This window comes from Lysinibacillus sp. F12 (genome assembly GCF_057773605.1).
In genome coordinates this window covers 1,276,995-1,291,439 of sequence record NZ_JBYMLP010000001.1, presented here as the reverse complement: position 1 = coordinate 1,291,439, position 14,445 = coordinate 1,276,995, and the positions used below count along the sequence as shown (strand labels likewise).

At 36.3% G+C, this 14,445-nt stretch carries 14 protein-coding genes; 10 read left to right on the top strand and 4 right to left on the bottom strand.

All coding sequences use genetic code 11. The features are described 5' to 3' along the window. Positions 1 to 7: 7 nt before the first annotated feature. Positions 8 to 1,024 (top strand): SIS domain-containing protein, encoded by a 1,017-nt coding sequence (locus tag AC3CH7_RS06450; protein ID WP_227256905.1) that lies wholly within the window; start codon positions 8 to 10, stop codon positions 1,022 to 1,024. Between the two features lie 99 nt (positions 1,025 to 1,123). Then, on the top strand, positions 1,124 to 1,999 hold the full coding sequence (locus tag AC3CH7_RS06445; RefSeq protein ID WP_200990939.1) for an ROK family protein: 876 nt from the start codon (positions 1,124 to 1,126) through the stop codon (positions 1,997 to 1,999). Positions 2,000 to 2,280: 281 nt separating this feature from the next. Here AC3CH7_RS06445 and AC3CH7_RS06440 read toward each other — a convergent pair whose 3' ends face one another. The 3 genes from AC3CH7_RS06440 to AC3CH7_RS06430 all read right to left on the bottom strand — a co-directional run bounded on the left by AC3CH7_RS06440 (position 2,281) and on the right by AC3CH7_RS06430 (position 5,761). Next, positions 2,281 to 3,378, bottom strand: a complete 1,098-nt coding sequence (locus tag AC3CH7_RS06440) for an ABC transporter ATP-binding protein (RefSeq protein ID WP_012292993.1) — start codon at positions 3,376 to 3,378, stop codon at positions 2,281 to 2,283. An 82-nt stretch (positions 3,379 to 3,460) separates the two neighbouring features. Next, positions 3,461 to 4,366 carry a PucR family transcriptional regulator gene (locus AC3CH7_RS06435; RefSeq protein WP_036167274.1) on the bottom strand — a complete coding sequence of 302 codons (906 nt, stop codon included), beginning with the start codon at positions 4,364 to 4,366 and terminating at the stop codon, positions 3,461 to 3,463. A gap of 522 nt (positions 4,367 to 4,888) precedes the next feature. Further along, positions 4,889 to 5,761: a glycine betaine ABC transporter substrate-binding protein gene (locus AC3CH7_RS06430; RefSeq protein WP_031418785.1), complete on the bottom strand. Its 873-nt coding sequence runs from the start codon at positions 5,759 to 5,761 to the stop codon at positions 4,889 to 4,891. Positions 5,762 to 6,003: 242 nt separating this feature from the next. On the opposite strand from AC3CH7_RS06430, the gene AC3CH7_RS06425 reads away from it, so the two are divergent. From AC3CH7_RS06425 to srtB, 8 genes are all read left to right on the top strand, one after another. Continuing rightward, positions 6,004 to 6,576: a manganese efflux pump gene (locus AC3CH7_RS06425; RefSeq protein ID WP_012292996.1), complete on the top strand. Its 573-nt coding sequence runs from the start codon at positions 6,004 to 6,006 to the stop codon at positions 6,574 to 6,576. Positions 6,577 to 6,792: 216 nt separating this feature from the next. Beyond that, entirely contained in the window at positions 6,793 to 7,410 is a 618-nt protein-coding gene (gene isdC, locus AC3CH7_RS06420; RefSeq protein ID WP_031418787.1) for a heme uptake protein IsdC, read from the top strand. Between the two features lies 1 nt (position 7,411). Further along, the gene (locus AC3CH7_RS06415) at positions 7,412 to 8,836 is read left to right on the top strand and encodes an NEAT domain-containing protein (RefSeq protein WP_099805007.1); all 1,425 of its coding nucleotides are present in this window, start codon (positions 7,412 to 7,414) and stop codon (positions 8,834 to 8,836) included. 83 nt (positions 8,837 to 8,919) lie between these two features. Further along, positions 8,920 to 10,191 (top strand): NEAT domain-containing protein, encoded by a 1,272-nt coding sequence (locus AC3CH7_RS06410; protein WP_236249605.1) that lies wholly within the window; start codon positions 8,920 to 8,922, stop codon positions 10,189 to 10,191. Positions 10,192 to 10,216: 25 nt separating this feature from the next. Further along, positions 10,217 to 11,122, top strand: a complete 906-nt coding sequence (isdE, locus tag AC3CH7_RS06405; RefSeq protein ID WP_289449361.1) for a heme ABC transporter substrate-binding protein IsdE — start codon at positions 10,217 to 10,219, stop codon at positions 11,120 to 11,122. A gap of 95 nt (positions 11,123 to 11,217) precedes the next feature. After that, positions 11,218 to 12,183: a FecCD family ABC transporter permease gene (locus tag AC3CH7_RS06400; protein ID WP_012293001.1), complete on the top strand. Its 966-nt coding sequence runs from the start codon at positions 11,218 to 11,220 to the stop codon at positions 12,181 to 12,183. Positions 12,184 to 12,188: 5 nt separating this feature from the next. Continuing rightward, positions 12,189 to 12,959 (top strand): ABC transporter ATP-binding protein, encoded by a 771-nt coding sequence (locus AC3CH7_RS06395; protein WP_099805009.1) that lies wholly within the window; start codon positions 12,189 to 12,191, stop codon positions 12,957 to 12,959. Continuing rightward, on the top strand, positions 12,956 to 13,744 hold the full coding sequence (gene srtB / locus AC3CH7_RS06390) for a class B sortase (protein ID WP_197223815.1): 789 nt from the start codon (positions 12,956 to 12,958) through the stop codon (positions 13,742 to 13,744). The genes AC3CH7_RS06395 and srtB overlap by 4 nt, the downstream gene beginning before the upstream one ends. Positions 13,745 to 13,813: 69 nt before the next feature. On the opposite strand, the gene AC3CH7_RS06385 is transcribed toward srtB, so the two are convergent. Then, positions 13,814 to 14,251, bottom strand: a complete 438-nt coding sequence (locus AC3CH7_RS06385; protein ID WP_031418796.1) for a VOC family protein — start codon at positions 14,249 to 14,251, stop codon at positions 13,814 to 13,816. Positions 14,252 to 14,445: the final 194 nt, after the last annotated feature.

Here is a 14,445-nt window from a genome sequence, read left to right as displayed (position 1 = left end):
TTTGGTTATGTACACATACAATGAGATTATGGCACAAGGACAAAAGTTAGAAAGAACAAAGGACACTGTTCAATTAATTACTTTCAATGAAAAAGCTGTAGATGTAGTGCTTTTCACTGGATGTGGAACATCCTATTATTTAGCCATTGCAGCAGCGCGGTATTATCAAGCCGTTACGGGAGAATTTGCCATTGCGGTACCAGCATCTGAGTTATTTTTACACACAGACACTTTTATATTAAAGAATAAAAAGTATCTTATTATTGGAATTTCACGATCGGGGACAACTTCGGAAATCATTATGTCCTTAGAGCATTTGAAGGATGCTAAAAATATACGTACTATGGCAGTAACATGTAATGGTGACACACCTATGGCAAAATTAACAGATGAATTGATTGCTTTAAATCATATATCAGAAAAAAGCGTGGTCATGACACAATCATTTTCTAATATGCTATATGCCTTGCAATTATATGCTACGAAAATTAGTGGAAGAGCGGATATGCTGGAACAATTAGAGAAAATCCCCGCTCTTGTGCATTCAGCATTAGGCAATGGACAGCAGTTAACGCAGGTGACTGAAGATGCTTCCATAAAGCGCTTTATTTTTTTAGGGTCAGGTGTTTTTAATGGGTTGGCTAAAGAAGCAACATTAAAGCTGAAGGAAATGACCCAAACGGAATGTGAAAGTTACTCAAATTTAGAATTCCGACATGGTCCAATTTCTATTGTCGATCAGGAAACGGTTGTTATTATATTTACACAAAATGAAACGAAGGAATATGATCAGGCATTAGTGAAGGATATTCAAAAGCTTGGAGGCTTCGTTGTTATTATCGGTATAGCTTCTGAAGAATTAGAAGCAGATTTAATTTTTAAGCTATCTGCAGAAGTAGATGATGTAAATCGCCTTGTTGAAGCGGTTCCTTACTTCCAACTTTTAGCTTATCAGCATGCCATATTTAAAGGGCGTAATCCCGATAAACCACGTAATTTAACACAAGTCGTCAAACTTTCATAATAGTAGACTCTTCCATAGGTAATAGATATATTTCTATCTTTTACTTTCTGATAATTTTGAATTTAAGTGAATCCTGTGTGGAAAACTGGTGATGAAAAGATGAGTCATATTTTAGTAGCCGATGTTGGTGGGACAAAGTTAGCCACAGCTTTATTCAGCCAACACCAGCAGCTCTTAATTAAAAGAGAGGTACCAAGTGATATTTCAACTAGAGACGCTTTATTCCATTGTTTAATCAACAGCTTTGAGTTGCTCTGTATGGAGAAGAAGCTCTCTTTTAAAGATATCTCTAAGGTAAGCATTGGTTTACCTGGTATTGTTGATGTTCAAAAAGGTCTAGCCATCTATCAAAATAATATACCGTGGCGTAACTTTCCGATTTGTGAACGCTTAGTTGAATTTTTTCCCCATGCACAGATTATGATGGATAACGATGTGCATATGGCAGCCTGGGGAGAGTATAATGCTAGAAGATTTCAGAAGGAAACGATGGTATATGTAACATTAAGTACAGGGATATCTTGTTGTACCATCGTTAATGGTGAATTTTTACGAGGAACAGGATTAGCTGGTGAAATAGGGTTTAATATTGTCGGTCATGCTGGTGAAACGTTAGAGGAAAGTGTCGCTGGGCCAGCTATAGAAAAGCTGGGAAGAGTATTACTAGGAAATTCAGCTATTCGATTAAAAGATATGATGGAGCTCTATTACAAGGGTGACCCTATCATGGAGAAGGTGTTGCAGCAAATTATTGATTGCATGGAAAAACAGTTACACCAAATGATTTTAATGCTTGATCCACACTGCATCGTATTAGGCGGAGGTTTTTTTAATCATCAGCCGAAAATCATCGAGCAGATTAAAGAGGTCATTCAGCAACGTTTGTTACGTACGCCTTTTGAAGGGAAAGAGCAAATTATAGAGAGTAGTATTCGGAAAGCTGAGGCAGGTCTGTATGGTGCAGCAATGAAGTAATAAAAAACAGTGGTGCGATTAGTAAAATGGGAAATTACATCGATAAAAATTTCATAAAAAGACCCAACTTCTTTCTATCCCCTATATAGAGAAATTGGGTCTTTTACATTTGTATGTTTTTAGTACGTAAATGTCATGAATGGTAGAGGAGAATAACTAACTGTCAAATAGAACGGTTAATCTGAAATTAGTGAGGTTGATTGCACATTAAACTGTAAAAAGAGAAACAGACTTGTTGTAGTCTGTTTCCTTTTCAATGAGGCTTATACTTGTCTATTATTCTAACGAATGCGTTGCTCTGTTTCTAAGTCAAAGAAATGAGCTCGTGACATATCAAAAAGTAGGTGTGCTAATTGGCCCTGAGTAATTTTGGTATCAGAGTTTACACGTGCAATATAAGGCTGTCCATTTAACTGTGCATGTAGCATAAGCTCAGCACCTGTTAATTCGGATACATCAACATTTGCTTCAATAGCTGAGAAGAATGGCTCAGAAATGACAGAAGATTTTTCATATATATGTTCAGGACGAATGCCAAGAATCAATTCTTTTTGTAAGTATCCTTGCTCTAATAATAATTTGGATTTTTCTGCTGGAATGGTTAATGTAATAGGTCCTAATTGAATCCCTTCCTCATAGAAAACCCCTTTAAAAAAGTTCATTGATGGTGAGCCTATAAAACCACCAACAAATTTATTTTCAGGTAATCTGTATACTTCTTCAGGCGTACCAATTTGTTGAACAATACCATCCTTCATGACAACAAGGCGTGTTGCCATTGTCATTGCTTCAGTTTGGTCATGTGTTACGTAAATTGTCGTTGTTTTTAATCGTCGATGAAGCTTAGTAATTTCTGCACGCATTTGCACGCGTAGCTTTGCATCTAAATTGGACAATGGCTCGTCCATTAAGAAAATATTTGCATCTCGGACGATTGCTCGACCAAGGGCAACTCGTTGTCTCTGACCACCCGATAGAGCTTTAGGCTTACGATCTAAATACTTTTCTAAATCGAGTATGGCTGCTGCGTTGTGAACACGTTCTTTAATTTCTTGTTTTGAAAATTTTCGAAGCTTTAAGCCAAATGCCATGTTGTCATATACTGTCATATGTGGATAGAGTGCATAGTTTTGAAACACCATCGCTATATCACGTTCCTTAGATGGCACATCATTCATTTTCCTGTTATCAATTAAAAAATCGCCTTCCGAAATTTCCTCTAACCCTGCTATCATACGTAATGTTGTTGACTTTCCACAACCTGAAGGACCAACAAGTACAATAAACTCTCGATCCTGAACTGTTAAATTAAAATCAGATACAGCTGTTACACCACCATCGTATATTTTATAAATATGATTAAGTACAATTTTCTCCATATTTAATCCCCTTTGTTCTTTTATTCAGTGTAAATAAAGTAAGGAAGAAAACCAATGTTTAATGTGCATAATTTTCAGTTAATTAATTTTGTGCATTTTGTAAAAAGGACCAAAGATAACTAGCAAAGTAAACAAGAATAACACCATCTAAATTTTTGATAGTAATATTGGTGATTTCTTGAAACTTTAATAATCGATAGGTAAGCGTATTACGATGTATATGTAATTTTTTGGATGTCGACGAAATATTGAAACCACATTCACAAAAAGTTTTAATTGTTTCCAATAATTCCTTGTCTGACTTTAAAGGTAGAATAATCTGCTCTTCAATAAATTTAAGAATAGAAGTGGGCAATTGTTCTGTTAATAAAATAGGGAATATTGTTTGAAATGAATAATAAGGTTCAGCAGTTCTTAAATGTAAGCATTCTTTGAACCATTGTGCTTCTCTTTGGAATTTAACTGGAAAACTTTGATCGATTACATAAAATTCTCCTACATATAAATGGATGCGGACATAAAAATCTACTTCAATCGTACGAATAAGGGCAAGTAAATCTTCCCTCTCATTTATGGAACAGTTTTCAGGTTCAATAAGTAAAAAGTGATTAGTAGCAACTTGAATGAATATCGTATTTTCCTGAAAAAAATTGTATAGCGCTTCTTTTAATGCTTCTAAAGGAGGGTTTTCGTTTATAAAAGTTATTTGAATAACACGTGCTTTCTTAAAGGTTAATTTGGATGGCATGTCACCATTTGAGTAAATAAATTCATACCATATATCCGAGGCTTGAAATAGTGACGAAGTAACTTCAGTATAAAAAACCGTCAGCCATTCGTAGTCCCGGTGTGAAACCTCATGCTTTGAGATAGAGAACCATTCCTTAGTTTCGTGATGGTAAAAAATATGACAGTCATTTGATAGTTGAGTTGGCTTGGAACGATAATAACGATAGGAAGGAAACAATGCTTTGAGATTTAAGTTCATGAAAGACTCCTTTTCTTTCGATATATAGTAAAACATTTAACTGAAAAGTCATACGGGAAAAATTCGTAAAAATATATAATCAAACGTGCTTTAAAATTTTCTACCATTACTAGTAATAATAAATGTTAGGGTGAAAAAAGTTAAGAAGTGTAAATAAATTCATAGCCATGAAGATGGTGAATAAGAATGGTTAATTCTTATTCATTAGGGCCCCCTGTTCAAAAAAGAGTAAAGATAGTAGAATAGCCTAATGTTTCAATACCGTAGACAAACTTTAAAAAGTTTTAGTTGTGTTTTCCGCAGAAGTTCCCCTTCGTTCCCATCAACTTTTCCCCATTTAGTATTGATTGTAAAGGAGTGTTAGTTATTGGTGGAATGAACTTGCACTTGATCGACAGCACAGGGGTCACAATTTAAAACTAGTTTCAAGGTGATCACTTCTAAAAGGAGGATTACAGTTGTAAGTAGTCCATTATAATTAGAAAATCCATTTACTAGTGATGAGTAAATGGATTTTTTCATTTATGATGACTTCCCGTCTTTTGTCCAGTCAGCTACTTTATCTTGATTGTCGTTAATCCATTTCTTGGCTGCTTCCGTAGCACTCATACCTTCCATAATATCAAACATCACACTTTCAATATCTTCGGCAGTCCAATAGAAACGATCTAGGACATCATACGCCTCAGATGCATCTTCTTTTAATCCTTTACGAGCGAATGTACCAATATATTCTTCTGTACCATATAAACCTTTAGGGTCTTCTAAATATTTTAAATCGTAGGCATTAAAGATCCAGTGGGGTGACCAACCTGTAATAATGATTTCATCATGGTTTGAAATGGCTTGACTAAGGGCTGCGGTCATGGCACCGGCTGAAGAGGTTAAAACATTCCAACCTTCTAAATTGGGATATTCCTTATAGGCATTTTCGGTTGTAGCCATCATATTAGCCCCTGGTTCAATGCCTGTAATTGTTTTATTGGCTTGAGTTGTTAAGTCTTCAATTGAATTAACATCCATATAACTTGGAACGACTAAGCCAATTTTAGCACCAGTAAGGTTTTCGCCTAAATTCTCAATTTTATCTTTGTATTTCTCTACTTGAGGAGCATGTGTTTGCGGTAACCAGGCAGATACCATACCGTCAACCTCACCGTTCGCAAGTGCCTCCCACATGATGCCATTGTCTAATGGTGTTAGTGTTACATCATATCCTAAATTTTCTAATACTTGTCCTACCACATGAGTAGAAGCAACCTCTGTATCCCATTCAACATACGCCAAGTTAATTTCTTTTTTATCTTTCGTACCAGCATCTGCAGAACCACATGCAGCTAATAGTAGTAGGCATGAAAAAACAAATCCTATCTTCCATACTTTTGAATATCTCATCATATTCCCCTTTCAATAATTCCTTAACTCTTAGTGAAAATTAATAAATATCAATAAGTAACAACTTAATTTTATATACAAGTTGTTACTTTTGTCAAATAGAGGTTTCCTGTAACTCATGCAATAAAATGAAGAATGAATCATGGAAAAGGTGCTGAATAAGGGACTAAGAAGCCCATAGATTTTTAACTCGATTACATATGATAGGTGAAAATGGAGACTGGGTTTTGAGGAGGCTTAGTATGCACTGGATTACTATTATTCTAATAGGGATTGCTGCAAATCTAGACAATTTGGGGATTGGGCTTGCTTATGGTGTCAAGCAAGTTAAAATCCCTATTTTATCGAATGCAGTGATCGCTGGCATGTCAATGATTGTCACATATGTCGCTGTAACAGCTGGCAGCACTGTTGTTGAATACATTTCACCGCATACTGCCAATTTATTAGGAAGTTTACTATTATGCGTTATAGGCATATGGACCTTGATGTCCAATAACTTTTCTAAACAGCGGATAGCAGGGAACCCTGAGCTTTTTGATGAAGATAAAAATTTAGTGATCTCAACTCGAGAGGCAATGGCACTCGGTTTTGTATTGTCAGCTAATTGCTTGGCAGGGGGCATTGCCATTGGAGCAAATGGCATCTCTGCAATATGGACAGTAATTTCCATCGGTGTCTTTTCTTTTGTTACGGTGGGAGTAGGCAGTCAATGTGGGGCGTTGCTCGCCAAAACGTTTATTGGCAGGCATTCAACAGCTATTTCAGGATGGTTATTATTATTGATTGGTATTTTAGAGATGTTTGCTAAATAAAATGATGAGCGAGAGTATCACCAAATTTTGGTGATATTCTTTTTATTAGGAGGAAAATTTGACATATTGAGGACGAATTTGGATTAATAGTTGACATTGACTGGCAGTAACGATTATTCTTGGGAGTAGAATCGTAATTGAGAATTATTTTCGTTTACATGGAAGTGAATCTATCAATTAGGATGTTTTATTATGACTAAGGGAGGCGTGCAACACATGAAGAAAATGCTCATGTTGATCATGCTTGTTAGTATTTTTTTCGTTAACTTCGGGTTAACGCAAGCATCTGCTCAGCTGGCTGATGGCACTCATTCGATAAAATATCAGGTCAATAAACCTGAAAGTAATTCCGCATCCATTGCTAATGATTATTTTGTAAAACCGGCTAAAGTGACGGTGAAGAATGGTACTGCTGTAGTACAAATTACATTAAAAAACAGTGCATGGATTACGAAATTTCAACCACCAGGTGGAGCAACTGTAGTAAGTGAAGATCAAGCTGCAGATACACGAACGGTACAATTCACTGTTAAAGACCTAACAAAACCTGTAGTAACAGCGATGAAAATTGATATTGATGATATCAATTATCATCATGAATACAGTGTATCACTTGTATTTGATGCCACATCAATTGCAAATACAGCGACTGCTTCTACTCAACAGACAGAATCCAGTAAATCTCAACCTACTTCTTCAGCAACTACAACTGGAAGTCAAGTGCCCAATCCACAAACAGATGATGCAACACCTTATCTATTAATCGTTGCGTTAGTGGGGTCAGCATTTTTACTTTATAGAAAAAAACTACAAACAAAAACGGAGGGTCAATAAAATGGCTAAAAAACGTCAATCACGTGCAACTAAAATAGTACTAGCTTCATTGTTAGCAGCATCTCTTACAGTTCCTTCCTTTGCATCTGCGGCAGAATTAGTAACAACAAATACAGAAGTGAAGGCAGAAACAACGAAAGCTGCTAAAACGGATTCAGTTATTAATTTCCAAATTTTTAAAACAGGTACGACAGAAGCACAGCCTGCAATTAGTTCTCATTTAGTACCACAAGGAACAATCGTTGAAAAAGACGGTAAATTTGAAGCTCAATTAACAATCACTGCTAAATCTGCACCAATGATTGCAGGTCTACAAACAAAACAAGGCGATACATTTTTAGATGCTAAAGAAGTAAAAAATAACGACGGTACTATTACATACAGTTTCCCTGTGGTTGTTGATGAAGTTAAATCAGCAAAAATCCATGTAGTTGTTCCTTCCGCAAATATGGATAAATGGTATGATTTTGATCTAAAAGCAGTGAAAGAAGTAAAAGAAGAAGTGAAAGTGAATGAAGTTGCTGTCACTGTTTACAAAGATGGTACAACAGAAGAGTCGATGATGAAACAATATATCGCACCAAAAGTAGGAGTTACTGTAAAAGACGGTAAAAATGTTGTGACAATGACATTCCCTCAAGGTCAATATGTAAAAGGTTTCACTGTAGAGGGGAAAGAAGCAACTTTAGTGAAAGAAGACGATGCAACAAATTCACGCACATATTCATTTGAAGTTAAAGATTTGAAGAAACTGGTAAGTGCTCAATTACACATCGTTGTAAATGAACCAGCCCAAGGTGTGAAGTATGATTCGAATCATACAGTACAATTTAGCTTTGCTGTGGAAGGTGCAGTGAAACCAGTTATCAATCCATTTAAGGACATTAGTAAAGATGCGAATAAAGATGCCATCCTATCACTTTACAGCTTAGGAATTGTGAAGGCACAAGACAATTTTAGACCAAATGACAACATTACACGTTCTCAATTTGCTTTAATGGTGGCACGTTCATTGAACGTATCTTCTACAAAAGATGCTGGATTTAAAGATACAGGTAAGCTTAGTGCGGAAGCTGTTCAAGCTATTAATGCATTAGCTGAAGCAGGCATTGTTAAAAAAGCGACAAACTTCAATCCAAATGATACACTTACTCGTCAACAAGCAGCTGTCATGATCTATCGCACAATAACACATGTAGCAGGAAAAGAAATGAGCTTTGGTGACACAGGTCTTTCTTACTATGCTGATGGAGCAAAAGTGAAAGACGAAGAAGCAAAAAAAGCCTTTGCACTTCTATATGCAGGTAAAGTAATGACTGGTTCTCCAACTGCTGATGGCAAAACAGTTATTGATGCCAACAGTCCATTAAAACGTTCACATATGGCGAAAATTTTAAATGGCTCATTGCAATACATGAATAAATAATAAGGATTTTTACAGCAACTTCCTTTCTCATATTTTATGGGGAAGGAAGTTCCTATGTGTTTAAAATGGGAGGAGACCATGCAATGACAATCATAAAAAAGCACATTTGTATTTCGGCTGTTTTGGCAGTTTTATTGCTTGTTTTCCCTCCATCCATTCTTATGCAAGCAAAAGCTGAGAACCTTGGCATAATAGATGGTAGTTATCAAGTTGAACTAAGTTTTTCTCCTATTGAAGGGTTTGAAGGAAATCTTTTTAAACATAAAGCAACTCTCACCGTAAAGGATGGTCAGTATCAATTAACTTTGGCACTTGAACAATCATATTCTGTACGCGACATACATATCGAACAGCTTGGCAATGAAATTTCTTTGACTCAAGATATAGAAAATTTAGTTCAGTTTGATGTTTTGGCATTACAAGACCCGATTGTTATAAAGGGCAATGTGGAGCTTGCAGCTGAAGAATCTTATTTTTCGTTCACTCAAGAGCTGCGAATAGAGATAGCGGGACTTACTCCGAATGTTCCTCAGGAAGAAAACAAAACGGATGAAGCTGAAAACTTAGTTGTAGAAGAAACAAAAGGCCAAGAATGGGCAGTGGACTATGTATTATTAGCGGATGGTAAAAATGAACCTTCTATTATGAATAACTATGTGAAGCCAATCGCAAAGGTTATTGAAAAGGATGGTAGATACTATGCGCAAATGACTATTTTACAATCAGCTTGGGTGACAGGTCTACAGATAGATGATAAGGGAAATCAGATTGAACCAAAGCAAGTTTCTCTTTTAGATAATGTACGCATGGTGGAATTTGAGGTTGAGGACTTAACACAGCCGTTAAGAATGTGGGTAAAGATTGATATTCCTGACATTTCTTATCATCATCAATATTATGTTCAGCTAGTATTCAATCAAAAGCAGGTTTCATTGCTTTTACAAAAACCCACGAACGAAAAACCTACTACGCAAGTCGTACGTGACAAGTCGGTGGAAACGGAGCAACAGGAGCAGGTACAAAAGCCACCAATACAAATAAGTAAAGAGAATGTTTCTAGCAATGCCACACAGACATTACCAGCTATTCAAACACCCTTGCTTATACCAAAGGAAGAAAAATTAACATTTGATCGTACACTTGATGAACCAACTGATGAAGCTTTAGAAGAAGCATTAGAGGACAGCAAAACAAATGAGGAAACTACGGAAACAAAAGTAGTAAAAAAATCGACTGCAGATCAGCAAATGGAGCCGTTAAACTTCGTAAAAATTATTGGGCTAATCGTTATTTGTCTTGTATCAGGATGGTTACTGATTAAGCGTATTAGGAAAACCAAAAATTTAGTTGACTGAGCAGAAATAAGTGGGGGATGACACAATGAAAAAAGATTGGAAAATGAAGGTACTGTTGCTGACATTACTATCACTAATTCTTGCTGCATGTAGTAGCAGCGATCAAACAGAAAAAAAAGAGACAGTTACTGATAAAGAACAGGTAACAGAAGATAGTGAGCAACGTATTATTGCTGGGACTGTAGTGGTAGCGGATATCCTTGATAAGCTGGAGCTTGATGCAATCGCTGTACCTGAAACAGAAAAGCAATTAGCAAAGCGTTTTGATGGTCTGCCAACAATCGGTAATGCGATGGAGCCAGATATGGAAATTGTTAAGTCATTAAATCCAACAGAAGTATTATCCGTTTCCACTTTAGAATACGATTTACAGGATAAATTTAAACAACTTAATATTCCTGTTGATTTTCTTAATTTCCAAAGCGTTGATGCCATGCTAAAGGAGATAACATCTCTAGGAAAACGCTATGATCGTGAAGCTCAAGCCGATGCATTAGTAAAAGATCTACAGAAGAATATCGAGGCAGTCCAAAACGTAGCTGCGAATAAAGAAGGTCCTCGCGTATTAATTTTACTAGGTATACCAGGGAGTTATCTAGTAGCAACAGAAAATTCCTATGCCGGGGATCTTGTCAAACGAGCAGGGGGTATCAATGTAATGGAAGGGCAAGATGCAGAATATCTATCTTCTAATACGGAATATCTTCATAATAGCAATCCGGATATTATTTTGCGCTTATCACATGGCATGCCCGATGAGGTTGTAGAAATGTTTGATGAAGAGTTTAAAACTAATGATATTTGGAAACATTTCGATGCAGTGAAAAACGGTAAAGTCTATGATTTAGAGGAAGAATTATTCGGGACGACATCCTCCTTGCAGGTACCACAGGCTTTAGGACAGCTGATGGAAATTTTCTATCGTAAATAGTAACTCGAATGTCGCTCGTATGATCAGTATTTTTACTCGTCATAGAGCGTTTTTCTTATCCTATATGGAATAAAAAAAGAAAAAGGAAGTCCGATATGACAAAAAGAATCGTCAGTTTTTTACTTGTAATTTTTTTATTACTGGTGACAGTGATTTATTCAGCATCAACAGGTAGCATTAAAATGGGCTTTTTTGAGTTTATAGGGGCATTATTTAATGAGGGGAATAGTCAAATGGAGGCTATTCGTGATTTACGCTTCCCACGTATCATTGTGGCATTATTTGCAGGTGCCGCCCTTTCAGTTTCTGGGGTGCTTTTACAATCGGTGATGCGTAACCCATTGGCAGATGCAGGGATTATCGGAATATCTTCGGGTGCAGCATTTGTCCAATTGTTTATTGTTGCCTTTTTCCCCACATTATTTTTTATGACACCCGTGTTAGCATTTATGGGTGGAGCCTTAGCCTGTACGCTTGTCTTTGCATTATCTTGGAAATCTGGCTTAAGCCCGCTCAAATTGATTTTAGTAGGGATAGCGATTAACGCTATGTTTACAGGCTTAACCGAGGCTATGATTAGCTTAGGCGGCTCCTTAAATATGTCCGCATCCAGTGTTATTGGTTCTAATCTAACCATGCGAACATGGAAAGATGTTTCAACAATTGTGACATATGGTTCAATCGGATTAATAGGTTCTCTTGCTTTATATAGTTGGTGTAATTTACTCGTATTACAAGACAAAACTGTTAAAAGCTTAGGATTTCAAGTTGTGCGAGCACGGTTATTAATTGCAGCAGTGGCTGTCTTACTAGCAGCTGTTTCAGTTGTTGTTGCAGGAGTTATTTCATTTGTGGGTCTTTTAGTACCTCATATTGCTCGCAGATTAGTTGGCCATGATCATGCTGTGCTTATTCCGTTTACAGCATTGGCAGGAGCATTACTAATCTTATTAGCAGATACAATTGGACGTACAATTGTTGCACCACTTGAAATCCCGGCGTCCACCATTATGGCCATTATCGGTGGACCCTTCCTAATATTCTTATTACGAAAAGAGTGACAAGCATGAATATACAAGACATTATTGTATCGCATGATAATACACGTAATCATTTAAATGGTGTTTCCACATCAATTACAAAAGGCAAAATTACAACAATAATTGGTCCGAACGGCTGTGGGAAATCAACTTTATTAAGTGTCATCTCTCGCCTGCATTCACCTAAATCAGGAAATGTCCTGTTAGAAAATAAAGACTTACTAGATTATAAGCCTAAGGAATTTGCTAAAAAACTAGCCATAGTATATCAGCAAAACGATATACCGAAAGATTTAACAATTGAAAAATTAGTCGGTTTTGGTCGTCTTCCCCACCAAACATTGCTGAAAAAGGACAATGAGGGAGATGCAAAAGCCATTGAATGGGCACTGGCTTGTACAAATTTACAACAAAAGAGTTCAACAAATTTAGAGGCGTTATCAGGTGGGGAGCGGCAACGTGTCTGGATTGCTATGGCTTTGGCACAACAATCAGAAATACTATGCTTGGATGAGCCGACAACATATTTGGATATTTATTATCAGCTAGAATTATTAGAGCTTGTCAAAACATTAAACGAGCAGCACGGCTTAACGATTATCATGGTGCTACACGATATTAATCAAGCTATTCGCTATAGTAACCATATTATTTTAATGAAGGATGGTAAAATATTCGCAGAAGGTACCCCACGTGATGTAATTACGAAAGATGTTATTAAAGAGGTATATGGGGTTAACGCGGTATTTAATGAAGATCCACAACTTGGCTATTATATGATGCCAATGGGGATATGAATGGTGATGGGATGAAAAAGAAGGCGTCAAAGTTTGTCACATTTCTATATGTAGCAATATTTTTATTTTCTGCATTTTCCCTAGCAAAGTATCTATATACGTACTATGAGACATCAAAATCGCTGAAGGAAGTGCAGGATATATATCAAGCTACATTAAGCACTATTGAAGATCAGCCTGTAAATCAAGAGGAAGAAACTCAAGCTCCTTCAACGATAAGACCTCAATTCCAAGATTTATTAGCAATGAACCGTCAAATTGTAGGATGGATTTCAGTGGATGGAACAAAGTTAAATAATCCAGTACTACAAGCTGACAATAATGATTTTTATTTAAATCATAATTTTAGAGACGAGGAAAGTCGTGCAGGCAGTGTCTTTATGGATTATCGAAATAATATTGTTTCTATGAGTCAAAATACAGTTTTATATGGTCATGCTATGAAAAATAATACGATGTTTGGCAGTCTAAAAAATTACTTAAAGCAAGACTACGCGAATGACCATCCCATTATTTATTTAGATACCTTATATGAAGGGTATGATATCGAGGTATTTGCAGCATATGAGACAACTATTGATTTCTACTATATTGAAACGGATTTTACAAGTGACGGAGCTTATAAGCAATTTCTAGAGGAAATTCAAAAGCGATCATCCATACAAATGGATGTCGCTATAAGTCCCGGTGATAAAATCCTGACATTGTCTACCTGTAAGGATTCAGTGATGAGTGACGATCACCGCTTTGTTGTTCAGGGTAAATTAGTAAAACGTGGTGAATAAATAGAGCTTGACTTTCTTTTTATTGAGGAGAACCTTTACTGTCAAGGTTCTCCATCTTTTTAGCCTTTTTTATTGGATTTTCTCCGCCAACTCTAAAATAATGCCCTCAGGACCACGCACGTAACATAATTTATAACTTTCTTCATATTGCTGTATCTCACTAAAAATTTTTGTACCCCTTTTTTTCAATTTAGCAATAATACCTTCAATATTTTCAACATTAAAGCAAATATGTCGGATTCCAAGCGTATTTGCAAAAGTTGGCTGTATACCTTTTTCATCAGAAGGCGAGTAAAATTTCACTAGCTCTATCCATGTCTGACCATCAGGCATCCCCAATCCTACACATGCCGTTTTTGCATAATTAAGCCCTACAATTCGGCTCAGCAGTTCTCCTTGTAATTCCCATTCTGCTTTCACTTCAAGCCCTAGCTCAAGAAAAAATGCTTTAGCCTCTGAAAGATCATTCACGTTTATGCTCACATGATCCATTCTATTGATTTTCATACCTCATACCTCCAAGTCCTCTTCGCAGAATTATATAACAAATGGATGAAAAAAAATCCTGATACGATCATGAATTTTGATAGACAAAGGATGATACATAAAAACTCTTTAACGTTATGCTTTATTTATGGCTAATGTGGACAAACCTATGCTTGTTCGAAATCGTAAATTGAATATTTCAAATTTCAAAAAGA